Here is a 26,342-nt window from a genome sequence, read left to right on the forward strand (position 1 = left end):
TTCACCAGAACCAATAAGGCAGGAATTTAGGCGTCGGCTCATGGGCCAACTCCAGATGGTAAGTAACGGAGTTGAAGAAAAACATATCCAGTATGAGAAAGGTGACAGCCCCGAAAGAAAAGACGACGAACTCACGATGGGGATGCTCGTGAAAGCGTGATTCCAACCAGGGCCGCACGGCCACAAGCGTAATCAAACCCAGGCAGGCACCGAGGTAGTTGGGCTGCAGCGGGGTCACCGCATACAAGCTGTACCCATAGGCAAGTAACAGCATCACGAGGCCTATCAGCGGCAACTCCAAGCAGAACCCAAGCAGTTTTCTCCGGGTGTTTGCAAACACTTCACTGCGATCCACGAAGACGTAGGCCGCCAACAACGAAATAGCCGGGGTGATCGACAGTATGTAACGCGCCTTTTTTGAACTTGGAATCGTGAACAGCACAATGATCACTAGGAGCCAACCGGTGAGGTACAGGAGCATGCTCGTGACGGGATGCGGCGTTCGGTCGAAAAAGTGTTTGCCCTGCTTGATGATCACACTCACCGCAATGATTGCGGTGACACCGTAGGTCAGCAGGCCTGCCGAAAAGTAGAAGTAATAACGGGGCGCGTGGTCACTGCCGAACCGCCCCAGTCCTTGCATGATCAACACCTCTTGCAGAAAAGCATCGCCGCCCTGCACGTAGGCCGCCCAGGTCAGCACCGCGATACCCGTGGCCAGGACCACGCCAGCCAACAACGAGAACACCACCAGCATGCGCCACTGCCGGCTCAACAGGTAATAAGAGGCAACGACACTGGCAGGCCCGATCAGGCCGATCGGGCCACGAAACGCAAAGCCCAGTGCCAGGCCCGCGAGTACCAGCAGCAGCCGAAAACGCTGGTGGTGCACCTCGCCTGCGTAGGCCAGGTAAAAGCACATCACCGTAAAAAGTGCCGGGTACACATCCAGCGCCAGGGAGTTCACACCGTCCAGAAATGACCAGGTGAACAGTGCAAACACCACCGCGTAGGCGCCCCATTTCTTCTCATGCAACGCACCCAACTTGTATATGAATACCAACATCAGGGCGGCAGCGACGCAAAAAGGCACGCCCATCGACAGAATGGACACACGGCCAAACGGCAGGGACACCAGATACACCAGGAGTGTATTGATCACGGTGTAATCGGGGTAAGGCTGCAGATCTTCAGCGATTGGAAACAGCGTGACGCCATGCGCAAGCATGTATTGGGCAAAGTCGACAAAGCGCGTGGTGTAATTGAGCACGGCGGGCTTATATTGCAGGACGGCCAATACAATAAACGCAACGACAAAAATAAATGAACAGGGCTTTTTTACAGCCACTTCCTTTAGCTTATTCATGCGTCCCTGCCGTCTCTAAAAAAGCGCAGACTAGCACTTTGCTTTTCAGGCGATCCAGAGTGTAAAAGTGAAGAGTTGTAAAGGCCGTGCAACTTTTTTATTCAAGCTGGCAACGGGCTTAACAACGCTGAACATCGGCTGAACACAGGTCAAAAAGTGCGAACTCAACCTATGACAACGGTTGATTCCCGTACCGATACCCTATATGCCCGAATCAGCCCTGACCTACATTCCAACTGAATTTAATTTAGCGCCTTGTTGTGCGCGCAACGTGGGAAAACAGTATGAAACCGCCCTCGCATTTAATGATCGCCTTTGCTCTAACCCTGCCCGTTCTTGCACAGGCGACCGACGGCCGCGGAAACATTAAGCGCTTTCACGAAACAACTAAGGCGATAGTTTAAAAATACGCCCCGCACCTTGAAAAACACAATATGTTCATATCGCCACACGCCGGCACGCTATCGGTAGCCGGCGCAACGGGCCGGGCTCAGCAGGCTTTGGACGCCTCGCCCAGGCGGTGATAAGCACGGTTGAAATACACCAGCCCCTCGTCGGCATTTCCCTGACGGATGGTCTGGATCTCACAGTAGAAAATGCTGTGGGATCCGACTTCATGGACCTGGGCAATACGGCAGTCGAAATTGACCAGCGCATCGATCATCACCGGCGCGCCGCTTTCCAGGGTGGTCCACTGTGTCACGGCAAAGCGTTCATCCATCGTCAACGCACGGTTCGCGAATGCCCCGGACATTTCTTGATGATCACCACACAGAATGTTGACGCACACCGCGCCATTGCGCTTGAAGTGCTCGTTGGAATGGGACGATCGGTTCATGCATACCAACAGCGTGGGCGGTGAGTCGGTCACGCTGCACACCGCTGACGCGGTGAAGCCAAACCGACCCGCCACGCCATCAGTGGTGATGACCGTCACGGCGCCGCCGAGCATGGCCATTGCATTACGAAAACTGCTTACGTCTACCATGTCGTTCCCCTTAGATATCCAGCACGAGTTTTTTTGATTTGGCGCGTGAGCAACACACCAGGATTTGGTCATTGCCGGCTTTCTCGTCATCCGTGAGGTAGACGTCGCGATGGTCCGGCTCACCTTCAAGCACATCGCACAGGCAGGTTCCACACACGCCCTGCTCGCAGGAAATCTCGATCTTGATCCCCACTTGCGCCAGTGCGGCGAGGATGCTTTGCCCCTCTGCCACCTGGACGGTCTTGCCGCTACGCGCGGCCACCACTTCAAAGCTGGCGCCGGAACTGTCCACCTCTACCTGGAAATACTCCTTGTGGATGTGCTCCTCGGTATAACCCTGCTCACGCGCACCTTGCATCACCCACTCCATGAAGCCTGCGGGCCCGCAGGTGTAGAGGTGCACCCCGGCCTCGCCCGACCCCAACACGTGGGCCAGGTCCAGCCGCTGTTCAAGCCCTTCATCATCGAAATGGGTGAACACCTTGGCGGCAAACGGCGAATCCGCCAGCTCTGCCAAAAACGCACTGCGGCCGCGCTCGCGCCCGCAGTAATGCAGTTCGAAGGCGTGACCGGATGCCTGCAGCGTGTAAGCCATGGCAATCATCGGTGTGATGCCGATACCGCCGCCCAGCAGGATCGAGCGCCGCGCATCGCCGGCCAGCGGAAACAGATTGCGTGGTGCGCTGATCTGCAACTCGCAACCTTCCTGCAACGTATCGTGCACACCGAGCGATCCGCCGCGAGAGGCTGGGTCCTTGAGCACGCCCAGCCGATAGACGCTCTGATCGGCGGGGTCGCTGCACAGCGAGTACTGGCGCACCAGGCCCGGTTTTATGTGAATGTCGACATGTGCACCGGCTTCGAACAACGGCAGCGGTGCACCGTCACGACGGGTCAAATCCAGGACGACAACGCCGTCCCCTTGCAGCTCGCGCTTGTGCACGACTACATCCAACAGTTGTTCAGTCATGGCCATGATTCCATGGAGTTCGTGAAGGTCGCCGTGGCGACCCGGTAATAGTCAGCGCATGAACAGGCCGCCATTCACGTCCCAGGTGGCCCCGGTGGTGAAATAGGCTTCGGGCCGCGCCAACTGCACGATCAGGTCACCCAGAAAATCCGCATCGCCCAGACGCTGCACCGGGATACTTGCCAGCAGGCCCGGCAGGCGCTCAGGCGGCACAGCCGCATGCACGGCGGCGGAGTCGATGGGGCCTGGCGCGATGGCGTTGACTGTCACCCCGCGCGAGGCAAACTCTTTGGCGAATATCTTGGTCAGCGTGATGATCGCGCCCTTGCTGGCGGCGTAATGCGCGCCCGTCGCGGTGCCGCCGTTCTGCCCTGCCAGGGACGCCATGTTGATGAGTCGTCCGTAACCGGCGTCAGCCATGTGCCCGCCCAGCACCTGGCACCCCAGGAATACGCTGCGCAGGTTCAGGCCCACCACGGCGTCAAACTCCTCGGGGCTGATTTGCATCAACGGCGTGGTCTTGGTCACCGCAGCGTTGTTGACCACCACATGCAGCGCACCGAAGCGTTCCAGCACACTGGCCAGGGCACGCTCGAAGTCATCCTTGCGGCCGGCGTCCAAGGGCAGGGCCAGGCTGCGCGCGCCAGCGGGGTCCAATTGCGCCTGGCAAGCTTCTGCGGCCGCCTGCTCGATGTCGGTAATGACCACCGAATAGCCGGCCCGCAGCAGGCTGGCGCAAAAACGTTGGCCCAGGCCCTGCCCTGCGCCGGTTACCAATGCGATCTGGTTCATGTCGGCGTGCCTCAAAGGATGTAGCCGATACCGGCGAGGGCATCGTCACTGTTGATAAGGCTCACCACTTTGCGGTGAATCTCAAAGCCGCCCGCAGCCCGCACCAACTCGTAGGTCAGGTCGGCGCTGTAGAGTTTCAGGCTCTCCTTGCGGAACTCACGTACGCTCTGTGCGCAGCGCACGGTCACGTTCACACCGTCGTCACTCAGCACTCGAAAGCGCGATTGCGTGCGCACCGTACGCGGCTGCGGGCTGGTGGAGATCGACTCGCCACCGATCAGGCGTTTTACCCGCAACTCACGCATATGGTGGTCGTCGTACGCATAGTTGAGCGTGTTCTCGAAGTCGGTTTCCGTCGGGTTGATCGGGATGATGTAGGTGCCCTTGGGCGTCCACATCTTCAACCAGGCGGCGTACTCGCCATGGTCGAGCATGTCGCCCTCCTGCCAGATGAAGGCGGTGACTTCTTGCAGCACTTGCAGATTCATAAGGTTCTCCACGGCTCAGGCCGACATCATCTTTTTCCACTGTTGGTACGCCGCGCGCATGCCCGTTTCGGCACTTACGTCGGACACCCGGCCGTCGGCACTGGCACGCTCGCCGGGCAGGCCGCGGTTGAGCATGATCCACAGCTCATCGCCGGCGCTTGCGCCCTTCTGCACACGCTCCCAGGCTTCGGAATCGTCCGGCGTGCCAAACCCCATCGGTCCTTGAAAGTGCTCATGCAGGCGCAGGCGATAGCGGTTGGCCGCGGCCGGGCCGCCGTCCATGGTGATGACCGAGTGGTGAATCTCGGTCTCGGTCACCGAGAGCGGTTGCAGCACCCGGAAAAACGCCATCGAACAGGCCACGTTCGGAAACAGATTGAGGTTGAACCCGGTGCCGCCCACCGCACGCACAATGCGGCGCACCTGCAGCTCCTCGATGCCTTCATCGCGCAGCTCGGCGGCCAGTGCTTCAAAGCGCTCGGGGATGGGCTTGTCCAGGTCGGCTTCCAGGTCGATCAGGTCCGGAATCATCACCATCACACTGTGCCCGTTGCCCAAGTCCTCGACATAACCAGGGCCTTTGACGAAGTCGAACAACGCCAGGGTCTGCTCGTCCACCGACGACAGGAAGCTCTTGTGCACCAGCGGGAAGTGATAGGCGTCGGTGGTGTTTTCCAGCTGGATCTTCCAGTTGCCCGGAAAACGGAAGCGATGTTCGCCGGGGACCTTGATGCCGTAGCCCGCGCCCTGCTTCATGAACAGGTCCATCCATTTCTTCGCCGCGCCGAGGTAGTCTTCCAGCGGCTGGATGTCATCCTTGAAGGTGGCGAAGATCATGCCGGCGTAGCTTTCGGTACGCAGGCTGACCAGCGGCAGCTCGGCCTTGTCGATGCAATCGGCGTAGCTTTCCGGATGCGGGATGCCGCGCAGCGAGCCGTCCAATGCATACCCCCAACCGTGATACGGGCAGACGAAACTGTTGGTCTTGCCTTTTTTGTGTTCACACACGGTGGCGCCACGATGACGGCAGCGATTGAGCAGCACATGGGTGTCTTTCTTGCGATCACGCACCACAATCACCGGCTGCTTGCCGATGTAGGTGGTTTTATAGCTACCGCTGTCGGGGATCTCGCTTTCATGGGCGACCCAGATCCAGGTGCTGTAGAAAATCTTTTCAAGCTCGGCGTCGAACAACTGGGCATCGGTGTACATCGAGGTGTGCACGCGATCGGACTGCACCAGGTCGGCAGGATCGACGGCAAGGTTCACGGCAGGAATCAGCTTGTTCATGGGATGGCCTCCTCGGCATCAAGTGCGCTGGATGATCAGCTCGCGCCCAACCCGGGCTTCGACTTTGGTGTAGCGCCACAATTTGTACGGGCCATCGCCGACCGGCGTGCTACGGAACAGGTTGCAGGCGGCATGTACGGTGCCGATGTCCGGCACATCGGCCAGCAGGTAAGTGGTCCAGGGAAAACCGTCGGAGGGGCCGACCATGCTCTGGTCGTCGTCCATATTGCCGAGCACCTGCACGCCCGCCAGGTCGTGAATGCCGTTCCACATCGCGCTGAAGGCTGCCCAGACCTGCAATTGCTCGTCACGAGGCGCATCGAAGAAATTCTGGTTGATCCCCATGCAGAACAGCACGCGGAGCATTTTTTTATCGTTCATTTTCAGGGTCTCGACGGTTAGAGGTAGCCAGGCAAGGGTTGTTTACCGAAGAACATGGCTCCGGCGTTCTGATAGGTGATGTCGCCCATGAAGGCGTGCTGGGTCACGACCTGGGCATCGTTGACGCAGCGGGCCAACGGGCTGTCGTTGAACACACCACTCATGCCCGAGAGCATTTGCGCGGTACGGGCAACATCGGCGGCCACGCGTGTGGCGTGGGTGGAAGACAGGCGCAGCAGATTGGTGGCTGCCACCGGCACTGCATCGCCCGCCAGCACGTACTCCCAGGCGCGCTCGATGGATTCGTAGAAGAATGCACGGGCTGCCCGCAGGTCGGCTTCCGCCCGGGCGATATCGACTTGAGCCAGCGGTCGATCGGCAATCGCCGGCGCGCCGGTGACCGATACGCGGCCGCAGGCCATGTCCGTCAATGCATCCAGGGCGGCGCGGGCAACACCCAGGCCGACCACCGAGAGCACTTGGGTGGCGAATGACAGTGACGGATAACGAAAAAGCGGCTCATCGAGATTGGGCAGGCCACCGCGCACGAAGGTCCACTCCTCGGCGACCCGCACATGCTCGGCCACCAGGTCATGACTGCCCGTTCCCAACAGGCCGACGGTATCCCAGGTTTCCTCGATGCGAATGGCGCTGCGCGGCATCACGGCAATACGCGGCAAACCGAAGGTATCGCCGTCTTTGGGTGCGATACCGACGCCGACAATATCTGCCCCCAGCGACCCACTGGAGTACTTCCAGCGACCGTTGACCATGAAGCCACCGGCAACCACTTCGGCCGGCTGCGGCGGGAAGATACCGCCGGCAAAGACCAGGTCAGGGCCATCGGCGTACACCTGGGCAATGCTCTCGAGGGGTAACGCCGCGAGGTAGACCGGGCTCATGCCGAAGCTCGCGACCCAACCGGCGGACCCATCGGCCTGGGAGATACGTTCGATGACCCGGCAGAATTCGGCGGGTGAGCATTCCAGCCCACCAAAACGTTTGGGCACCAGGGCCCGGTACACGCCGTGCTGCTTGAAGGACTCGATCACGTCCCGTGAGATGTGCCGCTGGCGGTCGAACTCACCAGATCGGGCACGCTCACGAATGTCGTCAAGCAACACCTCGAAATCGGCACCTCCGACAAGCGAACTCGCGACCCCGGTCGCTGAGGCAATTAGCGCATGCATATAGTTACTCCGTCGTCAGGAACGGTATGGGCTTGGGCAGGATTCAGTGCCGGAAAAACCGGGCATCTCGGAGGGGGGGTCTGGGCGCGGCGGATGTGCCTTCGACGCGAAGGGGCGCTACGCAAGCAAGGCAAACGGGATAGATCGGCATAGGGTTACCTTTATTTTTGTGGGTGCCGCTGCCATAAATCTGCGCGGATTTACGTGAACAGTCAATGGAATATTCACGCAATATTTTTGCTTAAAACGCCTTAAATTCAAAAAATTACACTCAATTAATTTTTCAAATTATTGTTATATAAGGACTTGTTAGCATCTGATCTCTCCAGAAAGAAACCAGAAGTCTTGGGAAAAAATATTTTTTTCACAAAATTAATAGACCAACCATAAACTGCGCGCACGGCAACGCCACGCCCCCGGCAGACCGGGGGCGGGTAATGACAAAAGGACGTGAGCGGTGTCAGCGATGCAAGGCGATCATTCGACGCCAGCCTGGGGCACCGGCAGGTCGTCTTCGCTGTTCCAGGCCTGCACAGGGCGCCCGAACAGGTTTTCGGTCTGGAAGTGCGCCATGCGCCACACGCCCTCCTCCAAGGCAAACCGTACCGTCAACCGAGCGGCATTGAGGTGGGAGGCGCCACTGGCAAATGTCGACGTCTGCAACATCACCCAACTGCCCATGACGTGATCATCGTGCACCTCGATCAGCTCACTGGTCAGAAAATGCACATTGAGGGCAAAGTGCGCGGGTGACTTCATGTAGCCCGAGAACATCGCGGCAATGGCCTCACGCCCGCGATAGCCGCCGAAACTCTTGGCGTATTTGGCGCCCTTGCCCTCCCACACCGCGTCCTGGGTGAACAGGCCGGCCAACTCTGGCAACGGCGAGTGGGCATCCAACCCGTCACACAACACCATGTAGCGGTTCATGCAGGCACGCACGCTGTCCTGGGTTTCAAAACGGCGCAAGCGTCTTTCAAGTGCCGCTAAAGAGCGTGGTTCACTCATGTTCACCTCCTGGGCCGATCAGCCCTTATGGTTGGCATACAGGCATTCGAGCAGGTGGCCGGCGATAGCCAGCAGTTGTTCGTCCGCGCCTTTCGCCCCCACCAGTTGCAGCCCAACCGGCAGGCCCTCGGCGCTGCCCAGGGGAATGCTCAACGCCGGGTGCCCGCTCAGATTGAAGGGCCGCACCAACCGGGTCATGCCCAGTACGGCTTGCGTGTCGGCGGCATCGGCGAGCCTCAACGGGAAATCCGGCATGGTCGGCAACACCAGTACGTCGACTTGACGCAACGCCGCGTCGACTTCGGCCGTGAACTGTTTGCGCATCTCTTCGGCGTGCATCAGGGCGTGTGCCGTGGTGGTGCCGGCGGCGGCCAGGCGACTGGCGATATCGGCCCCCACCAGACCGGTTGCCAACAAGTGCGCACAGGCGTCGAACGTTTCACGATTGATGACCACCATGCCGGCAGCATAGGCGGCATCGAGGCTCGGCAGGGTCACGGGTTGAGTCAGCAAACCACTGTCTGCCACGGCGGCATCGATCACACGTTGCACCGCAGCACTTGCCTGGACCGCCAGGATGCCGAGCCGTGGTGGCTGCTGCAGAGGCACCGGATGGAAGGTGGGGTCAATGACCTGCATGGCCTTGAGCAGCATTGGCAGGCTGGCCGCAAATGGCCCGACACAATCGAGACTGCTTTGCGCAGGCATCACGCCTCGACGGCTGACACGGCCGAACGTCGGTTTGAAGCCGAACACCCCACAACAACACGCCGGGACACGCACCGAACCACCGGTATCGGTGCCGAGGGTAAAGTCCGCCAACCCAGCGGCCACGGCCGCTGCCGAACCGCTGGAAGACCCCCCGGGGATACGCCCAGGAAAACGCGGGTTCGGCGCCGTACCCGTCCAATGGTTGATACCGGTGGTGCCGAACGCCAGTTCATGCAGACTGGTCTTGCCCACCAAGTGACAGCCCTTGTCCAACAGGGCCTGCACCACATCGGCATGGGTGTCGGCGGGTGCCGCGTCATCAAGCGCCTGACTCGACGCCCGAGTCACCCTGCCGGCGACATCGATGGTGTCTTTCACCATCACGCTAAACCCGTTGCCGCCAAGAGAAAGCTGTTCAATCACGATGGTCATGTCACGTTTTCCTTCGCTGTAAAACTCAGTGAACGAAGCCTGAAACGCCGGCTGCCTTTTTTCACACTCCCTGACTATTACGTGAATTGTCAATTAAATCCACTCACATGCCCCGACGTCATGGCTCGCGTTTCAGCCGGTGATAACCGTGCCGAATTCACGAGAAAAGTCTATGATTGCTTGCCTCTTCCGACATGAGCTGAACATGACGTCTCCGAAAACACACGCCAGTCGCTACGACCCCGGCAGTGAAGACTTTCACAAAGAAGATTTTCCGTTCTACTGGCTGGCGATGGTGCATGGCCGCTATAGCCAATACATGGAAAAATCCCTGAAAAAAATCGGCCTGGATATCCCCCGCTGGCGCGTGCTGTTCATCCTCAAGGAAAACGGCCAATCCAGTATTTCCGAGATCTCCACCCACGCCATCGCCAAGCTGTCGACCATCACCAAAACGGTGTACCGCATGAAGGACGATGGCCTGGTCGACACCGCGCCTTGCGAGGACGATGGACGGGTTACCCAAGTACGGATCACGGCTGAGGGCCGGGCCGCCATCGAACGCATCCAGGCCGCCACCGGCGACGTGTTCAAACGCAGTTTCAGCGGCATGACCGAAGCCCAGATCCAGCGCCTCAACCGCATGCTGGAAACAGTGTTCAATAATCTGGGAGAGCCTTAGCGCGAGGATTCACCCTGTGCTGTCAGGCATCTCCAAGTTGCTGGCAAGCTCAAGCAAATTACCAGCAGTCCCCGCGTGCTTATCGCCGCCTCAGGGTTGAAACGGCACAGGCTGTTCATCCCGCGTAACCACAGGCGTGAACGGCGCGCGCCGCGCAATGGCATACGCCACCAGGCAGCCCAGCCCGCAGCAGCCCACCACCAGGCACATGGGCCATGGGGTGCCATCCGCCAGGCGACTGACCCACAGACTCGCCAGCGCCCCACAGGCAAACTGCATCGAGATCCCCAGGGCGACGCTCGCCCCCGCTTGCCTCGGGAACATGCTCATCAGGCTCGCCGTGCAGTTGGCCCCCAGCAAGCCCGTCACCCCCATGTACAGCATCAGGCACAGTACGATGCTGGTCAGCCCGCCCCATTGCGTGTAACCCGCCACCAACAACGCTATTGCGGCGATGCCTGCCAGCGCGGTTCCTACGCCCAGCATACGCAGCGGCCCCAGGCGCGTGACCCAGCGGGCATTGATAAAGCTCACGACGATGATGCCCAGAATGTTCAGGCCAAACAGCGCGCTGAACAGGCGCGGTGAGACACCGAAGTACTCCACGTACACAAAGGGTGAGGCGGTGATAAAGGCGAACACGCCGCCAAACGTGAAGGACATGCACAGAATCAACGCAACCGCCCGAGGCTGGCGGAGAATGCCCGGGTAGGCCGCAAAGGCGGCCTTGAGCGAGTGGCCTCGCGCCCGCGGCGGCAGGCTTTCGTCCAACCCCACACCGACCATCAGCAGACAAAACCCGCACAGGATGAACAACACGGCGAATATGGTGCGCCAACCGTCGACCAGCACCAGCCAGGTGCCGACCATGGGCGCAACCAACGTCGCCATCATTGTCAGCATTTGCATCCAGGACAACACTTTGGCGGCCTGCGCCAGACCGAACAAATCCCTGGCCACGGTCCTGGCCAGCACCATTGCGCCGGCCCCGCCCAGTGCCTGGATAAAGCGCCAGGCGATCAGTTGATCGATGCTTGCGGCAAACAGGCACCCCAAAGTCGCCAGGCCATACAGCGTGAGGCTGCCCAACAATAAGGTGCGACGTCCATAGCGGTCCGACAGCGGGCCGTAGAACAACATGCCCAGGCATAAGCCAGCGAGAAACGCGCTGATCGTGTGTTGCACTTGCGCCGTGCTGCTCGACAGTTCAACGGCAATCTGCGGCAGGCTGGGCAAGTAGGTATCAATGGAAAACGGCACAAAGGCCGTCAGCGAGGCCAGTAACGCAATCAAGCGGGCTGTGGGCTTCATTCCGGGCGCGCAAGGCTTTCAAGAAACTCCGCCACCAGGGCATTGAACACCGGCCCTTGATCGTCGTGCACATAATGACTGGCGTCGGCGACCTCCACCGTGCGCACATGCGGATTGCAGGCAGTCATCGCCTGCAGTGTCGCAGGCGGCAGGAAATCCGAGCGTGCGCCGCGAATGAACAGGCTCGGGCAATCCAGTGCGCGCACCGCCGGCCACAAATCCGTCGGTTCGATGCTCAGGCGCGCCTCGGCAATCCCCTGCTGATCGTGACGCCAGGTAATCGCACCGTCGCGCTCTTGCATCGAATGCGCGAGCCTCGATGCCAGGCCCTCTTGCGACAAGCCCGGACGCGCAGCCTGCCAGAATGCGCGGGCCACCTCCCAGCTCTCGAACTGCAACGGTGTCTGGCCCATCTCGCGACGAATACGCGCGGCGCCATCGCCCTGGCTTGAAGAGCCGGGGCCGATGTCTTCAATCAGCAAACCCAGCAAACGGCCCGGGTGTTGCCGCGCATATTCAAGGGCGTTGGCGCCGCCCAATGAGTGCCCGAGCAACACAAATCGCTGCAGGCCCACGTGGGCGACCAAATCTTCGAGGTCTTCGACATACGATTGAGTGTGGTAGCTGGCGGGCGCAGCCCAGTCACTCAACCCCCGGCCACGCTGATCCAGAGCGTAAATGCAGTAGCCCGCGCCCAAGGCTTGCACCAGCGACTCCCAGGTCTGTGCATAGGCCCGCAAGCCGTGCAACAGCACCAGGGGCACGCCGCTCGAATCGCCCCAGCGCAAGAAGTGCAGGCGCAGGCCTGCACGGTTAGTGAAAAAACAGCTGTCGGCAGGCATGGGCATGCTCCTTTAGAAACGATCGAAGCGATAAGGGCTTGGGTCAATGATCGGCGTATGCCCACTGACCAGGTCCGCCGCGAGATGGCCCGCCGCTGGCGACGTGCCGAAGCCATGCCCCGAGAAGCCGGTGGCCACGGTCAGCCCCGGAATCTGCGCGACCGGGCCGATGACCGGGTTGGAATCGGGTGTCACGTCGATAGTGCCAGCCCAGGCCTGGGCGATCCGCGCCTGCTCAAACACAGGCCAGGCCGCCATGAGGTTGTTCATCGCGTCGTTATTGAGCCGCGGGTTGGCGGCTGGATCCTGCACCCTGACACGCTCGAACGGGCTGACGCTATCGGCGCCCCACCGCCGAGCCAGTGCCAGGTCATTGATAAATGGCTTGCCCAGCGACACGTTCAAGACGCTGCGTTGCGCACGGAACTGCGGCATATATTGCTTGGCGAGCAACAAGTGATCGAGGGTCAGGAAGGCGTCCAACTTACCGCGCTGGGTAATGATGAAACCGCCGTCCTTGTGCTTGCGAAAGGAAAAATCAGGCGCACCGACAGCGATCTGCGTCGGCCCCTCCATGGGGTGGGTGCGCAGCACCGAGCAGGTCAAGGGCAAGGTCGGCAATGACACACCGAGGTTGCCCAGAAAACGCCGTGACCACATCCCCCCCGCCAGCAACACATGGTCGCAGCTGATTTCGCCTTTTTCCGTGACCACGCCACTGACTGCGCCGGCAGACATCTGCAGCGTGCGCACCGCGCATTGCTCGATAATCACCACGCCCATGGCCATGGCCGCCTTGGCAATCGCACTGCTGGCCAGCGTCGGTTCGGCACGCGCGTCGGACGCGGTGAAGATGCCGCCGGCCCAATCACCCACGCCGCCTGGCACCATCGCGTCAATCTCACGCTTGCTGAGCAGCCGCGAATCCAGCGACAAATGCTCCACCGACTTGAGCCACCCCTCGTGCATCGCCATCTGCGCAGGTGTGCGGCCCAGAAACATAATGCCTTCCTGGCGATACCCGACATCCGCCCCGACCCGCTCGGGCATTTGTGCCCACAGCCGGTCAGCCGCAAGCGCCAGCGGGATGTCGGCGGCGTGGCGGCTGGTCTTGCGTACCCAGCCCAGGTTGCGTGATGACTGCTCGGCGGCGATGCGGCCTTTTTCCAGGACCACCACCGCGATGTTGCGCTCAGCCAGGGTCAGCGCAGCCGTCAGGCCGATGATCCCGCCGCCAATGATGACGACGGACGTGGCGCTGGGAAATACGGTGGAGGTTGTCACGGGCGCTATTGTCGGTGCCATGGTCAAGACTCGGTAAGCGAATAAGGGCGGCCACGCCTGCGCCTGGCCGCTTGACGATCATTGCGACAGGCGAATGACTTCGACCTGCGCCTTCGACGCGTTGCGATACGCGGTCACTTCCAGCTCCACCTTGTAGACCGTCGAGCCCAGGGGTGGACAGGTGACGGTGCTCGCCGGGTCGACGCCGCGAAACTTTTCGCCGATCAGGCCCATGACCGCGGGCACGTCCTTGGGGTCCTGGATGAACACCCGCGAACACACCACATCGGCCAGGCTCGCATCGACGGCCTTGAGGGCCGACTCGATATTGGCGAAGACCTGGTGCGTCTGCTCAAGGACGTCTTCCGGAATCAGCTTGGTCTGCGGGTTGCGGCCCGCCGTGTTGGACACGTAGATCCAGTTATCCACGACCACCAGGCGCGAATAACTGGCCTGATCTTCAAACGGCGAACCGGTCTTGAGCTTGATGATTTTTGTCATGTCGAATGCCTCGCAAAGGAAAGTGTTGGGGTGGCTCAGCGCAGTTCCGGGGTTTCCCACAGGTTCAAGGTCACACCGATGCCTTGCTTGATCGCGTTGCGGTAAATCACCGTGCCCCAGGCCACGTCCTCCACGGGCATGCCGCCCACCGACATGATGATGATTTCGTCATCGCTTCTACGCCCTGGCGCGGCACCGGCGATGATCTTGCCGATGTCCTCGACGTCATCGAGCTGCATCTTGCCTTCGGCAATCATGTCCATGAAGCGCACGCCAATGACGGGCACGGTGTGATGCGCAGGCTTGGGTAACTCTTCAAACCAGGCCTGGTAGAGACCAGTGTTGTCCAGCACCTTGCGCACGTCGGGCTGTTCCATACCCGCGTCGAGCGAGCAGGACGCCGGCATCGCGAGGAAGGCGCCTGGCTTGACCCATTCACGTCGCACAATTGGGTAGATCGAGGGGTCGCCCACCTCACCGGAGCTACAATAAGTAACAAGGTCCGAATCGCGAACGACTGCCTCAAGGGTGTCGACCACCTCAATCGTGGTGATCTGCGGATAAGTCGCTGTGACCCACGCGATAAAATTGTCGAGGCTCTTCTGGCCACGCCCCTTGATCTTCAATGTGTCGATGTGCGGACACACCGCGATAAATGCCGCCAGCGTGGTCTTGCCCATGACACCGGGGCCAAGCAGACCGACGACTTTCGAGTCTTTGCGGGCCAGGTGGCGCGCACCTACACCGGGAATCGCACCGGTGCGGTAGGCAGACAGCAGGTTGGCCGACATATGCGCCAACGGCGCGCCAGTGTCGGGGTCATTCAGGGTGAACATCAGGATGGAGCGCGGCAGGCCCTTTTCGCGGTTGGCGATATTGGAGCCGTACCACTTCACGCCAGCGGTGCAAAAGCTGCCGCCCAGGTAGGCCGGCATGGCCATCATGCGTCGATCAGCCGTGGGCTTGGGCATATTCGGGAACGGCGAATCCTGCGGAAAAACCACCATCGCCCCATGGGAGTCGTTGTTCGGGCCGGCCATGCGGTAGTCACCGGCGTACAGCAGGCCGAACATCTCTTCCATGGTATTCACGCAGGCCAGCATGTCGGTCACCCCCGCGCGGATCATGTCCTGCTCGGAGAGGTAGATGAAGTCGATTTTTGTATTTGTAGACATAGTTATTCTCGCGCTGAAGGTGACATCGCTGCGGTAGGCGCAGCTCCACGCTGTCGAGGTCGAGTATCGGGCGGACGTTGTCGACGGTATTGTAAATTTCGGACATGCCCTCAGGCCGGCGCAGCGTCAGTTGGCGCGATTAATGCGTGATTTTTCCCGCAGCGCTGCCTACCCAAGGTGCAACCATGATCAAACCGAATGTGCCGACTCCCCGGCACCACACCGCGAACGAACAGCCTTGGTTCGTGCTCAATTCTTCACGCTATTCGGTGATGCCCTCCGCGCACCCGGCGATCTCGCATTTCTATGCCTTCGACGTCGCCCAATCGAGCGACCTGCTGGCCGTGCCGGATGGCTGCGTGGACATCGTTTTCGACTGCGATGCCACTCGACCCAGCGCCAGGATCTGTGGCACACCGCTGACCGCCCAAGCCGTCCATTTGCATCAGCACCATCACTACTTCGGCGTGCGCTTTTCACCGGGTGTCATTCCCGGCTTCATCAATGTGCTGGCCGAAGAGCTGACCGAGCGGGAACTCGACCTGCTGGAGGTCTCGGGGTTCGCCCATCGCATCTTCGAAAGCATCGTCCAGGCACCGCTGCTGGGCGACCAGATGCGGCTGTTCAACGACTACCTGGCCCCACGCCTGATGGGCAAGACATCGGGACTCACCGCCATGATCATTCAGCAGGCGCTGCGCCATCGCGGCGATATTCGCATCCAGCAACTCGAAGATCTCAGTGGCTATACCAGCCGTACCTTGCACCGCCAGTTCAATCAGGACACCGGCATGTCACCCAAGACGTTTTGCCGGATCATCCGCTGCCAGGCGGCCCTGGGCACCCTCAATACCCAGCAGGATGTTTCGTTTTCGCAGCTGGCCCTGGACCTGGGCTTTTCCGATCAATCCCACTTCCTGCGCGACTTCAAAAAACTGGTCAGTACCACCCCCTGCGACTACCAACGCAAAATGCTGCAAAACGCCTACACCGACAGGATCAGCTACGCCTGATCGCGAGCTACACAGATAAACCCCGGGTCTCCAGGGTTCCTCCATCAAAGCTCGTTGATTTCTTCGAGAGACACGTACCCACGTGGCGATCAGGCCGCGGGTCGGCCTGGCGTGTCTTGTGCCACTGGGGCTGTGCAGGGTGGTGGTGCCAGGCTTCGCGTGGTGCAACCAGCGATTGCATGAGCGCCCGGACAACTGTCTGGAGGAAGGCTTACCTGTGGAGGGTATGGGCAACCCCGTCGCCTGAACCCCGGAGACTCAGACCATCGCTCGACGTGTTTCAGACGGCGACTCGCCAAACAGCGCCCGGTAATGCGCTGCAAAGTGGCTCAGGTGGAAGAAGCCCATCGCCACCGCCACCTCGCCGACGTTCTGGGTGCAGGCCGGGGTGGCGATCAGGCGTCGACGCACCGCATTCAGACGCAGGTTTCGCAGGTACTCCACCGGACGCATGCCGGTCACCGCCTGGAAGCTGTTCTGCAGGGTCCGCCGGCTGACGCGCAGGTGTTCACACAGATCGAGAATACTCAGTGGGGTATCGCCACTGGCATCGATCAACTCCTGGCAACGCTTGACCAGGTAAGCACTCACGGCAAAATTGCCGCGACGGCAACGCACCTCGTCGGTGGCGTTGCTGAACAAATCGAGGAACGCGTTGAGCAGTTCGTCCTCAAGCATTTTCTCGGCGGTTGCGCTGATCGCATCGGTTTGTTGCAAAAGGTGACGAAACAGCGGGTAGATCCGCTGGCGTATGCGCAACAGTAACGCGTCATCCACACAGAGTTGGGAGCGGGTGGTGAGGCGCTTGAGCTGATCGCCGGACAACTCGAAGGCGGCCAGTTTGGCGAAGCGTACCGTATCGACGTTGAGGGCGAAGAAGTGCGTACCTTCAGGCGCATGCAGTACAAACTCCTCGCCATCGCGCAACAGCACGACGCTGTGCGCCCCCACTTGCTGACCCTGCACCACAGGCGCACTGCCCAATGACATGGCCGCGCACAGCCGGTCTTTGGGCGCATAGCCGCGCTGCACCACGCGTTTGTCCAACACTTCCTGGAAGATCTGAAAGCGGTCGGCGGACAATTGCCGTAGCTCGCTGGTCAGGCAGCCACGGCCCAACTGGTCATAGACCTGCCGCCAGCCCTGGATGGAACCGGCGTGCAATTGAGGGTCATTGAAGGTTCGAACTTCAGCAAGCATGGTCGTCGTTCCTAGGTGCCCCGTTGTTGTTATCGGCCTGAAGGGGACTCAAGTCATCCATGACGGCAGCTGGCGTTCACACAGGAACGGTGTCCGCCGTGAAAAGCAAAGCCAGTTCCGTGCCAAACATATGCAAGCGGTACGTAGCGGGCTGGATATCCATCGGCGCCAAGAGCGCACCGGACAGCACCACTTGCCCGGCCTCCACCGGTTGGCCGTCAGCCAACAGACGGCGAATCAGCCAGCACAGGTTGGCCAGTGGTGGATCCTCCCGGCCCTCGGTGTTGCCTTCGCCGCGAAGCGCGCCAGCACTTTCCAGGCGATAGGCGACGTTGGCATGCGCAATGGGATCGAAAGCCATCAACGGCCCGAGGCAATACAGCCCCGCCGCCGCGTTATCGGCAAGAAAAGCCCCCGCCCCGAACGTCCAGCCCTGCCAACGGCAATCGGCAATCTCGAACGCCGGCGCCACCTCTGCAATGGCCGCCAGGATCTCCTCATCACGGTAGTCACCCGGTGCGAGGCTGCGGCCCAGCACGATTGCCACTTCGATCTCCAGCTTGGGCTGGATCAACCGCGAAAGCGCCACTGCCGTGTTCGGCAGCACACGCATGCGGTCAGTCAGGCCGCCATACACGGGCTCCTCCAGGCCGAAACGCCTTTGCGCGGCGCTGCCGGCGAAGGCGATCTTCCAGCCGCTCAGATGCTCGCCCGCCGCCAGGCGCAGGTCCAGCGCCTGGCGTTGCAGCGCGTACCCTGAGTGCAGGTCCAGCGCGTCAGATGCCAGCGGCGCGATGGCCTGCACCGTGCGCGTGGCGTGGTGCAACTGGTTCAACACGGGGTTGTCAGCGCTCATGACAGTTGCTCCGCCAACTTGCGCAACACACTTTCCAGCCGCTCGGGCGTGGTAATGGCCGCGACAAACCGGTCCGGGCGCACCACGACGATGCAATCGCGCACCTTGGAGAACCATTCGCCGAGGCGATTATCCACGTCCTCCACGCTGATGGCGTCCATCGCCGTCAACGGCTGGTGACGGCCCAAGCCGCTGCGCGAACGATTGACCTGGATGAAGCGTGTGTCCCAGCGCGCCCAGAATGTCGCCATCTCTTCACTGAGTTGCTCGCGCGGGTTGACCCGGTAACCCAGCACCGCATAGGAATGCCCCAACACGTCATCCAGGCGCCGACGCTGACCCTTGGCGTCTTCGATATAGGGCTGCACAAACAGCTGGCCGACCAGGTCGTCCTCACGCAGTTCGGCACGTTCGTGATAGACCAGGCCTTTGGTGATGGTGGCCTTGGGTTTGAACTTGAACTCCAGCAGGTGCGAGCGCAGGTTGTCGACGCTGTTCACTGCCTGGAACAACCAGTCGCGCACGCCGGCCATCAACGGGTTGGTCAAGCCCAATACGGTGCCCATATTGTCGGCCAGGGCCACCAGCTCGGTGGCATGCCCACGGCGCTCCTGGTCGTAGCTTGCGAGAATCCCATGGGACGCACGCCCCTGGATGATTGCCGCGAGTTTCCAGACCACGTTGGCCACGTCGCGCAAACCTGAATTGAGGCCCTGCCCGGCCCAGGGTGGCGAGATATGTGCGGCATCCCCCACCAGCGCCACACGCCCTTGGACAAAGCGTGCCGCTACCCGGGAGTGGTGGGTGTAGGCGCGGATGCGGATGATGTTCAACTGGTCGACGGCGTCGCCGATATGCCCACGGATCAGGTCACGGATGGTGCTTTCTTCGCACATCTTCGCCTCATCTTCGCCTTCCATCAGCATGAACTCCCAACGCCGCTGCTGGTAAGGCAGGTAGATGCACACGAACGGGCGCTGCGGGTCGGCATGCAGTGCGGTATAGGGTGCATCCAGGGTGTCATTGGCGGTGTCGACCACCACCCATTTGCGCGGATGGGTCAGCCCCAGCAATTCAACGCCGACCTTTTTGCGTACGGTGGAGCGCCCGCCATCGGCGCCGATCACATAGTCGGCGCGCAGCTCATAGACCTCGCCCTGGGCATTGCGCACCTGCAGGGTCACACCCTCGCCGTCCTGCTCCAGTTCGAGCATTTCATGGCCCTGGCGCAACTCCACACAGGTACGCTGCCCCAGGTTTTCGCGCAGCGTGCCTTCAAGCAACTGCTGCATGAAGATATTGCGCATCGGCCAGCCGTAGTGGGCGGTGCTCGGCTTGACCTCGGCGAAACACATACCGCGTGCGTTGTAGTAGCGCAACGGCACGTCGCAGATCATATCGCGCACGGCCAGCTCGGCGATGCCGATACCCTGCAACACGCGCAGGGCTTCATCATCCATGCCCACCGCACGCGGGTAAGGCAGGATGCAATCAGCCAGTTCAAGGACGACGCAGTCGATTCCGTACATCCCCATATAGTGTGCGGCCGTGATCCCGTTGGGCCCGCCGCCGACAATGACAACCTGGGTCTTCTCCTGCTTCATCGCTATTCACCGCTTCTTGTTGTGGTTTTAATCCGGCGTCGCCAAAGCCATGCGCCTCAGTGCAGCCCATCCAGCCCTTTCACGTCCTCAGCCTGCAAGCCACCCAGGCGTGCATGCAAGCGCCCACGGGTGGCAAAGGCCCAGATGATCACGACCTCGTCGGGCGCAGGCCCGTCGCCAAACATCAGCGACATGCTGTCGTAATGGGACCGTACATACAGGGCATCCTTGTGCGCCAGCGGAACATCGATGGTCGAACCCGGCCCACCGCGCTTGCCGGTGGACGGCACCCAGGACTTGCCGCCACCCAGCGCGACGCGGATCGGATCGGCGGCCGGGTTGGTCAGGAACGCATTACCGTGCTCGTACTCGCCCTCGCTGCCCACCAGGATCGCCTTGCCATAGCTGACAATCTCATGGGCACCGGCCAGTGCCTGGATGCGCCGGCCAAATTCTTCGCCCAGCAGCGGCGAAGGGTCGACCAGTTCGGCCAGCGACTCGCTGTAGCGACCGGCATAAGGGTTGGCGATCACGGCGGCAATTGCATATTTGAACAGTGGCTCGCCATCGGCCAGCTGGCCGGTTTCGTTGGCCAGGGTTTCTTCGACGAAGCTGTACCATTTACGGATGTGATAGGTCGCAAAATTAGCGGTTTTCATCGGGGTTTGCCTCAAAGTGGGTCCAGTGGGTCCAGGTTGAAATGTCGGCTCGGCGCGCCAGCGGCCTTGAACCGGGCCTTGCCGCGCGCATCGTCGTGTTCGGTCTCGAGGAAGAATTCCATGCGGTTGCCGTCGGGGTCGTTGAAGTACACGCCATGGCCGATTTCGTGATCGGTGATCTTCACCACCTCGACGCCCTTGCCCAGCAACATGCCGTAGAGCTGGCGCAGGGTGGTCATGTCCCCGTCGATTTCCAGGCCGTAGTGTTGCAGCCCCAGCCCGCCCTGATGGGCGCCGGGGTCGGCGCGGATCAAGGCAATGTCGTGGTGCTTGCCGCCAAACGCCATCATGACCCAGCTCTCGCCCCGGGCACTTTCGTGCATGCCCAGGATGTCGGCGTACCAGCGGGCCGACACGTCCGGGTCAGCGACCCAGAGCGATAGGTGAGTACGCAGGATCTCGACTTTCATGGCGATATACCTCAGTGCTTCTTGACGATGGATTGATGCCCGGCCTTGATCTGCGCCACAGCCGGCGTCCACAGCACGTCAGCGATCTCGCTGAAGTCGCGCCACTGTTTCTGCCAGCCGTCACCGCCGTTGTCGGAGGTGAACAGGTGCCCGTACTTGGTGCCCGCCACGATCTGCCGTGGGTTGGCCGGGTTGAAGGCAATCGCCCACACACAGGAATTGGGCTGCTGGGAAAGCGGCAGCACTTCCCAGCTGAGCGCCGCATCGCGGGACACCAGGATCTTGCTGGTGGTGCCCGGCGTGCCATCGGAAATGCTCAGGTAAAGGTCGCTTTGCGTGCCCAACGGCGCGTTCATGGCGCGGATGTAATACAGGCCGAAGGCTTCGCGGCCGATGATGCCGGTCCAGGTCAGGCCTTCGTCCAGGCTGCGGTAGACCGCGTTGACGCAGACCACCACGATGACTTTCTGGCCATGGTTGGGCAGCACCAGGATGTTGTGCACGTCCGAGTTGAACTCCCACAACAGGCGGTCATCGACGCGGGTCCAGCTGTCGCCGCCGTCGCGGGAGTGGAACAACCCACCCTCTTCAAGGCCGAACCACAACTGGTCGGGGTCGACCGGGTCGTAGGCAAACGCCAGCAGGCGTGGGCGACTGACGCCGTCGCAGAACTCCGGAATCTCCACCGGTGCGCGATCCCAGCTCAGCCCACCGTCCAGGGTGCGCCACAACACGGCGCGGGACGGTGCCCCGGTGCCGACGAAAATCCGTTGTGCGTTGCGTGGGTCCACCGCGACTTTCCACACGGTCTGCCCGTTGAACGGCGAATCGACGCGCTGCCAATGGCCGCCGGTGTCGCGGCTGACGCACAAGCCCACGTCGGTACCGGCGTAAATCACCTCGGGCGCGTCGGGGTGCAGGCTCAGTGAGCGAGTGATTGCATCGAATTCCAGGTCCTGCCCCAGGCCCAGGCGATGCCAGGTACGGCCATCGTCGGCACTGCGGATCACCGCTTGCCCGACGGTGGCAACCAAAAGGGTTCCGTTACTCATCACAGATACTCCTCAGATATAGATACCACGGGTCAAACCGCCGTCGATGCCGATGGACTCGCCGGTCACCGCGCCGGCCTTGGGCGACGCCAGGAAACCAATCAACCAGCCCATTTCAATCGGTGCCAGGGTGCGGCGAATCGGCGTCGCGTCGATGTAGGCCTGCTCGACCTGTTCCGCGGTCTTGCCTTGCTTGACCGCTTCACGGTCATACAGCTCCTGGATATGCGGGGTATCCACCACGCCAGGGTGAATCAGGTTGACCGTGATGCCCGACGGGCCGAGCTGGTCGGACAAGGTCTTGGTCATGTGCGCGATGGCCAGGTTGCGCATGCCCGACAGCACCTTGCTGCTGCGTCCGGTGAGGCCACCGATGTTGATGATGCGACCGAAGCCAGCGGCCTTCATGTGCGGGGTCACGGCCTTGGCGCAACGGAAGTAGCCGATCACCTTGGTGTTGAGGTCCGACAGCAGCTCATCGTCGCCGGCGTGCTCGATGTCGTTGCGCACGACACCGGACGGCGCAGCGGCACCGTTGACCAGGATGTCGATGCGGCCGAAGTGCTTGTAGGCGGCTTCGACCATTTCCGACACGGCGGACATGTCATTGGTGTCGCAGAACAGCGGCAGCACTTCGTTGCCGGTCTGGGCGCTGATCTCTTCGGCGGCCAGTTGCAGGAACGCCATGCGGCGCGCGCAGATCACCACCTTGCAGCCTTCTTCGGAGAGAAAACGTGCGACTTCCTTGCCGATCCCCATGCCGCCACCGGTGACAATGGCCACGCGGCCTTTCAATTCAAGATCCATAACAATTACCTCGTGTGATTATTCAGTTCAGGCCAGATCGACAAACACGCTTTTGGTCTCGGTGTAGGCATCGATCACGTTCTTACCCATTTCCCGGCCCCAGCCGGATTGCTTGTAGCCGCCGAATGGCGAGGCCGCATCGACCACGTTCCAGCAGTTGACCCACACCGAGCCTGCCTTGAGCTGCGCCGCCACGCGGTGCGCCGAGCGCAGGTCGCGGGTCCACAGGCCGGCCGCGAGGCCATAGGGCGAATCGTTGGCGCGCAAGACCAGGTCGTCGATTTCGGTCCAGCTCATCACAGTCAGCACTGGGCCGAAGATTTCTTCGCGGGCCACGCAGGCCGCCTCGGCGCGATCCAGGAACACGCTGGGCGCAATAAAGTGGCCGCGCTCCAGGTGTTCCGGACGCCCGCCACCGCAGATCAGTTCGGCGCCTTCTTCCTGGCCGCGTTGCAGGTAGCCCTTGACCGTCGCCAGTTGGCGCCCGGACACCAGCGGGCCCATGCTGCTGGCCGGGTCCAGGCCATTGCCGAGGACGTGGGCGGCGGCGTGCCGTTCGAGTTCCTCAAGGACCTGATCCAGCACGCTGGCGTGCACGTACAACCGCGAAGCGGCCGTGCACACCTGGCCCTGGTTATAGAAAATGCCATCGGCGGCGCCTTTGGCGGCGCGCACGATATCGGCGTCGGGCAGGATGATGTTCGGCGACTTGCCGCCCAGTTCCAGCGAGACCTTTTTCATGTTGCGCGTGGCCGCTTGCGCGATCAGCCGGCCGACCTGGGTCGAGCCGGTAAAGGCGATCTTGTCCACATCGGGATGCTCCGCCAGCGGCGCGCCGGTTTCGGCGCCCAGGCCAGTGACCAGGTTGACCACGCCGGCCGGGAACCCCGCCGCCTCGATCAACTGCACCAGGCGGATCGCGACCAGCGGCGTTTGTTCGGCCGGCTTGAGCACTGCCACGCAACCGGTGGCCAGTGCCGGGCCGAGCTTCCACACGCACATGTTCAGCGGGAAGTTCCACGGCACGATCAGCGCGCAGACCCCCACCGGTTCACGCAGGGTGTAGTTGAGCATCGGCGCGCCGCTGGCCGGTGACACGGGCAAGGTGCTGCCTTCGATCTTGGTCGGCCAGCCGGCGAAGTAGCGCAGGATGGTGGCGGCGCTGGCCGCTTCACCGCGCGCTGCGGCAATCGGCTTGCCGTTCTCCAGGGTGATCAGTTGCGCCAGTTCTTCGCGGTGCTGGTCCAACAGGTCCGCCAGGCGGAACAGCAACAGGCCGCGCTGGGCCGGTGACTGCAACGACCAGGCGCCGTTGAACGCCGAGCGCGCAGCGGCAACGGCCGCGTCCACATCCCGCGCACCGCCCTGGGCCACTTCGGTCAGGGTTTCTTCGGTGGCCGGGTTTTCCACCGCGAAGCGGCGGCCATCGGCGGCGTCCTGCCAACTGCCACCGATAAACAGGCGACCCGGCTGGGACAGAAAGGCCTGGACGGCGGGTAACACTTCAAACAGCTTCATGGTCGACTCCTTCACAGCGCCATTTCGATCAGGCAAGGCCCGCCGTCGGCATTCGCATTGGCCAGCGCCCGTTGCAGTTCGGCATTGGTGTGCACCGTGCTGGCCGGCACGCCGTAGCCTTTGGCCAGGGCTTTCCAGTCGATGCGCGGGCTGTCGAGCACCGTCAGCTTCAGGGCTTCAGGGCCCAGTTCGGTCATGCCGAAACGGCGCAGCTCGTTCTGCAGAATCGCGTAGCGGTGGTTGGCGGCAATCAGGATCACCACCGGCAATTGCTCGCGGGCAATGCTCCACAGGGTTTGAATGGTGTATTGGGCGCTGCCGTCCGATTGCAGGCAGTACACACGGTTGCCGCGCTCGGCCAGGGCGGCGCCGAAGCCGACCGGGATACCCTGGCCAATCGCGCCGCCGGTATTGGTCAGTACCCGATGCCGTGCGGCGCGGGCCGAAGCGGTGAAGAACGGATAGCCGCAGGTGCCGCCCTCCACGGAGACAATGCTGTCGTCCGGCAGGGAGGCGGCCAGCACCTGGCCCACCGACTGTGGGGTCAGCTCGGCATGGCCGGGCGGCAGTTCGATACCCTGGGGCGTCGGTATATAGGCCGGCGCATCGAGGGCGTCGGCCAATGCCGTCAGCGCGCCGGCGACATCGTCACCGACATCGGCCAACGCCAGCAGGCGCTCACGTTCGGCCAGGCGCGACGGGATGCCTTCGTAGCCGAAGTAGCTGATGGGCTCCGGCACGCCGGCGCACACCACCAGGTCGTATTGTTCGAGGATTTCAATCGCCACTTCCGGGAAGTACGGCAGGCGGTCCAGGTCCGGCAGGCCACCGCCACGGTAGCTGAGGCGTGGAAAGGTCTCGGCGAACAGACGCACGCCCGGCAGTTGCGCCAGGCGCCCCGCCGCTTCTAGGCCGGCCACCGACAAGCCTTCGTCACCGACGATAAACACCAGGCGCAGGCCGTCACGCAGGGCCCTGGCCACGCTCTCGATGCGGTCACCGGCAAAGCGGCGCACCGGCGGGCGGATCGGGGCGAACACACCGTTGTGGGTCACGGCGTGGGCTTGCAGGTCCATGGGCAGGATCAAACTGGCGATCTGCCCTTTGGCCTGCCAGGCCGCGCGCATGGCTTCCTGCAGGTCTTCGCCAACCCCCGACGCGGTGCGCGAGGTGCGCACCCAGCCGGAAACCGCGCCGGCCAGGGCCTGGATGTCACTGGCCAGCGGCGGGTCGTAGTTGACGTGCCAGGAGGCGTGGTCGCCGATCACGTTGACGATGGGGGTGTTGGCACGGCGTGCGTTGTGCAGGTTGGCGATGCCGTTGGCGAACCCAGGCCCCAAGTGGGTCAGGGTCATGGCCGGTTTGCCGGCAATCCGGCCATAGCCATCGGCCGCGCCGGTGCAGACCCCTTCGAACAGCGACAACACCGGCTTGAGAGCGGGTGCGCTGGCCATGGCGGCCACCAGGGGAATCTCGGTGGTCCCGGGGTTGGCGAAGCAGTACTCGATACCGCTTGCCGCTGCCGCATTCACTATCAGTTGCGCACCATTCATTTTCAGCCCTCTTGCTTGAGCGTTTGCAGTGATGAGATTTATCACACACAAAAATTCAATCAACAAGCATTTTATTTTGATTTGTCTCATTTAATGAGATTTATGTGATTTTTTGACAGTCAGCAAAGCACAAAAGATTGCGTTTTTCTTTCACTGCGGTAGTGTTGCGCCCACGGAATGCAGCACGTGCCCCCCTTTT

26 protein-coding genes are annotated in these 26,342 nt (G+C 61.6%); 2 read left to right on the top strand and 24 right to left on the bottom strand.

Translation table 11 applies throughout. The annotated features are described in order from the left end of the window. Position 1 precedes the first annotated feature (1 nt). The 10 genes from NL123_RS19735 to NL123_RS19780 form a co-directional block, all read right to left on the bottom strand. Positions 2-1,366 (bottom strand): ArnT family glycosyltransferase, encoded by a 1,365-nt coding sequence (locus tag NL123_RS19735; protein WP_248487684.1) that lies wholly within the window; start codon positions 1,364-1,366, stop codon positions 2-4. A gap of 490 nt (positions 1,367-1,856) precedes the next feature. Then, entirely contained in the window at positions 1,857-2,354 is a 498-nt protein-coding gene (locus NL123_RS19740) for a flavin reductase (protein ID WP_248487683.1), read from the bottom strand. Between the two features lie 10 nt (positions 2,355-2,364). Continuing rightward, a complete protein-coding gene (locus NL123_RS19745) occupies positions 2,365-3,324 on the bottom strand; it encodes a PDR/VanB family oxidoreductase (protein WP_248487682.1) in 960 nt (319 codons plus the stop codon). A gap of 51 nt (positions 3,325-3,375) precedes the next feature. After that, positions 3,376-4,116, bottom strand: a complete 741-nt coding sequence (locus tag NL123_RS19750; RefSeq protein WP_248487681.1) for an SDR family NAD(P)-dependent oxidoreductase — start codon at positions 4,114-4,116, stop codon at positions 3,376-3,378. 11 nt (positions 4,117-4,127) lie between these two features. Continuing rightward, entirely contained in the window at positions 4,128-4,604 is a 477-nt protein-coding gene (locus NL123_RS19755; protein WP_494356155.1) for an aromatic-ring-hydroxylating dioxygenase subunit beta, read from the bottom strand. A 15-nt stretch (positions 4,605-4,619) separates the two neighbouring features. Next, a complete protein-coding gene (locus NL123_RS19760) occupies positions 4,620-5,894 on the bottom strand; it encodes an aromatic ring-hydroxylating oxygenase subunit alpha (RefSeq protein WP_248487679.1) in 1,275 nt (424 codons plus the stop codon). An 18-nt stretch (positions 5,895-5,912) separates the two neighbouring features. Beyond that, entirely contained in the window at positions 5,913-6,275 is a 363-nt protein-coding gene (locus NL123_RS19765) for a hypothetical protein (protein ID WP_058427085.1), read from the bottom strand. 17 nt (positions 6,276-6,292) lie between these two features. Continuing rightward, positions 6,293-7,465, bottom strand: coding sequence for an indole-3-acetate monooxygenase (gene iacA, locus NL123_RS19770; protein WP_494356156.1), 1,173 nt, complete (start codon positions 7,463-7,465; stop codon positions 6,293-6,295). A gap of 477 nt (positions 7,466-7,942) precedes the next feature. After that, entirely contained in the window at positions 7,943-8,473 is a 531-nt protein-coding gene (locus NL123_RS19775; protein ID WP_248487676.1) for a nuclear transport factor 2 family protein, read from the bottom strand. Between the two features lie 18 nt (positions 8,474-8,491). Continuing rightward, complete coding sequence (locus tag NL123_RS19780; protein WP_494356157.1) at positions 8,492-9,616, bottom strand: amidase; 1,125 nt, start codon at positions 9,614-9,616, stop codon at positions 8,492-8,494. A gap of 205 nt (positions 9,617-9,821) precedes the next feature. Between NL123_RS19780 and NL123_RS19785 the strand changes: the two genes are divergently transcribed. After that, on the top strand, positions 9,822-10,298 hold the full coding sequence (locus tag NL123_RS19785) for a MarR family winged helix-turn-helix transcriptional regulator (RefSeq protein ID WP_058427089.1): 477 nt from the start codon (positions 9,822-9,824) through the stop codon (positions 10,296-10,298). Between the two features lie 90 nt (positions 10,299-10,388). Here NL123_RS19785 and NL123_RS19790 read toward each other — a convergent pair whose 3' ends face one another. From NL123_RS19790 to NL123_RS19810, 5 genes are read right to left on the bottom strand one after another with little or no spacing between them, the layout of a single operon-like run. After that, on the bottom strand, positions 10,389-11,609 hold the full coding sequence (locus NL123_RS19790) for a multidrug effflux MFS transporter (RefSeq protein ID WP_494356158.1): 1,221 nt from the start codon (positions 11,607-11,609) through the stop codon (positions 10,389-10,391). Next, the gene (locus NL123_RS19795; RefSeq protein ID WP_248487670.1) at positions 11,606-12,451 is read right to left on the bottom strand and encodes an alpha/beta fold hydrolase; all 846 of its coding nucleotides are present in this window, start codon (positions 12,449-12,451) and stop codon (positions 11,606-11,608) included. Before NL123_RS19795 ends, NL123_RS19790 begins: the two co-directional genes overlap by 4 nt. Positions 12,452-12,463: 12 nt before the next feature. Beyond that, complete coding sequence (locus NL123_RS19800) at positions 12,464-13,756, bottom strand: NAD(P)/FAD-dependent oxidoreductase (protein WP_248487668.1); 1,293 nt, start codon at positions 13,754-13,756, stop codon at positions 12,464-12,466. A gap of 57 nt (positions 13,757-13,813) precedes the next feature. Continuing rightward, positions 13,814-14,236: a RidA family protein gene (locus tag NL123_RS19805; protein WP_053129916.1), complete on the bottom strand. Its 423-nt coding sequence runs from the start codon at positions 14,234-14,236 to the stop codon at positions 13,814-13,816. A 35-nt stretch (positions 14,237-14,271) separates the two neighbouring features. Continuing rightward, positions 14,272-15,411, bottom strand: a complete 1,140-nt coding sequence (locus NL123_RS19810) for an ornithine cyclodeaminase family protein (RefSeq protein WP_058427094.1) — start codon at positions 15,409-15,411, stop codon at positions 14,272-14,274. A gap of 185 nt (positions 15,412-15,596) precedes the next feature. Between NL123_RS19810 and NL123_RS19815 the strand changes: the two genes are divergently transcribed. Then, positions 15,597-16,424, top strand: coding sequence for a helix-turn-helix domain-containing protein (locus NL123_RS19815; RefSeq protein ID WP_494356159.1), 828 nt, complete (start codon positions 15,597-15,599; stop codon positions 16,422-16,424). 258 nt (positions 16,425-16,682) lie between these two features. On the opposite strand, the gene NL123_RS19820 is transcribed toward NL123_RS19815, so the two are convergent. The 9 genes from NL123_RS19820 to NL123_RS19860 all read right to left on the bottom strand — a co-directional run bounded on the left by NL123_RS19820 (position 16,683) and on the right by NL123_RS19860 (position 26,143). Next, entirely contained in the window at positions 16,683-17,624 is a 942-nt protein-coding gene (locus tag NL123_RS19820) for a helix-turn-helix domain-containing protein (RefSeq protein ID WP_058427096.1), read from the bottom strand. Between the two features lie 76 nt (positions 17,625-17,700). Continuing rightward, a complete protein-coding gene (locus tag NL123_RS19825) occupies positions 17,701-18,480 on the bottom strand; it encodes a 2-keto-4-pentenoate hydratase (RefSeq protein WP_494356160.1) in 780 nt (259 codons plus the stop codon). After that, on the bottom strand, positions 18,477-20,084 hold the full coding sequence (locus NL123_RS19830; protein ID WP_494356161.1) for a bifunctional 3-(3-hydroxy-phenyl)propionate/3-hydroxycinnamic acid hydroxylase: 1,608 nt from the start codon (positions 20,082-20,084) through the stop codon (positions 18,477-18,479). The genes NL123_RS19825 and NL123_RS19830 overlap by 4 nt, the downstream gene beginning before the upstream one ends. Before the next feature lie 56 nt (positions 20,085-20,140). Beyond that, entirely contained in the window at positions 20,141-20,743 is a 603-nt protein-coding gene (locus NL123_RS19835) for an amino acid synthesis family protein (RefSeq protein ID WP_494356162.1), read from the bottom strand. 11 nt (positions 20,744-20,754) lie between these two features. Beyond that, positions 20,755-21,213, bottom strand: a complete 459-nt coding sequence (locus NL123_RS19840) for a VOC family protein (protein ID WP_058427100.1) — start codon at positions 21,211-21,213, stop codon at positions 20,755-20,757. Between the two features lie 11 nt (positions 21,214-21,224). Beyond that, on the bottom strand, positions 21,225-22,265 hold the full coding sequence (locus tag NL123_RS19845; protein ID WP_494356163.1) for a YCF48-related protein: 1,041 nt from the start codon (positions 22,263-22,265) through the stop codon (positions 21,225-21,227). 12 nt (positions 22,266-22,277) lie between these two features. Next, entirely contained in the window at positions 22,278-23,072 is a 795-nt protein-coding gene (locus tag NL123_RS19850; RefSeq protein ID WP_058427102.1) for an SDR family NAD(P)-dependent oxidoreductase, read from the bottom strand. Between the two features lie 27 nt (positions 23,073-23,099). After that, a complete protein-coding gene (locus tag NL123_RS19855) occupies positions 23,100-24,590 on the bottom strand; it encodes an aldehyde dehydrogenase family protein (protein ID WP_248487660.1) in 1,491 nt (496 codons plus the stop codon). A gap of 11 nt (positions 24,591-24,601) precedes the next feature. Continuing rightward, positions 24,602-26,143 (bottom strand): acetolactate synthase large subunit, encoded by a 1,542-nt coding sequence (locus NL123_RS19860; protein WP_248487659.1) that lies wholly within the window; start codon positions 26,141-26,143, stop codon positions 24,602-24,604. Positions 26,144-26,342 lie beyond the last annotated feature (199 nt).

Source organism: Pseudomonas sp. FBCC-B1565 (assembly GCF_059133265.1).

Coding starts and splice junctions, on each gene's coding strand:
- NL123_RS19760 (WP_248487679.1), bottom strand. CDS start 5,894: ATGAACAAGCTGATTCCTGCCGTGAACCTTGCCGTCGATCCTGCCGAC.
- NL123_RS19855 (WP_248487660.1), bottom strand. CDS start 24,590: ATGAAGCTGTTTGAAGTGTTACCCGCCGTCCAGGCCTTTCTGTCCCAG.
- NL123_RS19795 (WP_248487670.1), bottom strand. CDS start 12,451: ATGCCTGCCGACAGCTGTTTTTTCACTAACCGTGCAGGCCTGCGCCTG.
- NL123_RS19835 (WP_494356162.1), bottom strand. CDS start 20,743: ATGAAAACCGCTAATTTTGCGACCTATCACATCCGTAAATGGTACAGC.
- NL123_RS19780 (WP_494356157.1), bottom strand. CDS start 9,616: ATGACCATCGTGATTGAACAGCTTTCTCTTGGCGGCAACGGGTTTAGC.
- NL123_RS19755 (WP_494356155.1), bottom strand. CDS start 4,604: ATGAATCTGCAAGTGCTGCAAGAAGTCACCGCCTTCATCTGGCAGGAG.
- NL123_RS19790 (WP_494356158.1), bottom strand. CDS start 11,609: ATGAAGCCCACAGCCCGCTTGATTGCGTTACTGGCCTCGCTGACGGCC.
- NL123_RS19840 (WP_058427100.1), bottom strand. CDS start 21,213: ATGAAAGTCGAGATCCTGCGTACTCACCTATCGCTCTGGGTCGCTGAC.
- iacA (WP_494356156.1), bottom strand. CDS start 7,465: ATGCATGCGCTAATTGCCTCAGCGACCGGGGTCGCGAGTTCGCTTGTC.
- NL123_RS19845 (WP_494356163.1), bottom strand. CDS start 22,265: ATGAGTAACGGAACCCTTTTGGTTGCCACCGTCGGGCAAGCGGTGATC.
- NL123_RS19825 (WP_494356160.1), bottom strand. CDS start 18,480: ATGAGCGCTGACAACCCCGTGTTGAACCAGTTGCACCACGCCACGCGC.
- NL123_RS19735 (WP_248487684.1), bottom strand. CDS start 1,366: ATGAATAAGCTAAAGGAAGTGGCTGTAAAAAAGCCCTGTTCATTTATT.
- NL123_RS19785 (WP_058427089.1), top strand. CDS start 9,822: ATGACGTCTCCGAAAACACACGCCAGTCGCTACGACCCCGGCAGTGAA.
- NL123_RS19860 (WP_248487659.1), bottom strand. CDS start 26,143: ATGAATGGTGCGCAACTGATAGTGAATGCGGCAGCGGCAAGCGGTATC.
- NL123_RS19740 (WP_248487683.1), bottom strand. CDS start 2,354: ATGGTAGACGTAAGCAGTTTTCGTAATGCAATGGCCATGCTCGGCGGC.
- NL123_RS19775 (WP_248487676.1), bottom strand. CDS start 8,473: ATGAGTGAACCACGCTCTTTAGCGGCACTTGAAAGACGCTTGCGCCGT.
- NL123_RS19850 (WP_058427102.1), bottom strand. CDS start 23,072: ATGGATCTTGAATTGAAAGGCCGCGTGGCCATTGTCACCGGTGGCGGC.
- NL123_RS19750 (WP_248487681.1), bottom strand. CDS start 4,116: ATGAACCAGATCGCATTGGTAACCGGCGCAGGGCAGGGCCTGGGCCAA.
- NL123_RS19820 (WP_058427096.1), bottom strand. CDS start 17,624: ATGCTTGCTGAAGTTCGAACCTTCAATGACCCTCAATTGCACGCCGGT.
- NL123_RS19810 (WP_058427094.1), bottom strand. CDS start 15,411: ATGTCTACAAATACAAAAATCGACTTCATCTACCTCTCCGAGCAGGAC.
- NL123_RS19745 (WP_248487682.1), bottom strand. CDS start 3,324: ATGACTGAACAACTGTTGGATGTAGTCGTGCACAAGCGCGAGCTGCAA.
- NL123_RS19800 (WP_248487668.1), bottom strand. CDS start 13,756: ATGGCACCGACAATAGCGCCCGTGACAACCTCCACCGTATTTCCCAGC.
- NL123_RS19805 (WP_053129916.1), bottom strand. CDS start 14,236: ATGACAAAAATCATCAAGCTCAAGACCGGTTCGCCGTTTGAAGATCAG.
- NL123_RS19765 (WP_058427085.1), bottom strand. CDS start 6,275: ATGAACGATAAAAAAATGCTCCGCGTGCTGTTCTGCATGGGGATCAAC.
- NL123_RS19815 (WP_494356159.1), top strand. CDS start 15,597: ATGATCAAACCGAATGTGCCGACTCCCCGGCACCACACCGCGAACGAA.
- NL123_RS19830 (WP_494356161.1), bottom strand. CDS start 20,084: ATGAAGCAGGAGAAGACCCAGGTTGTCATTGTCGGCGGCGGGCCCAAC.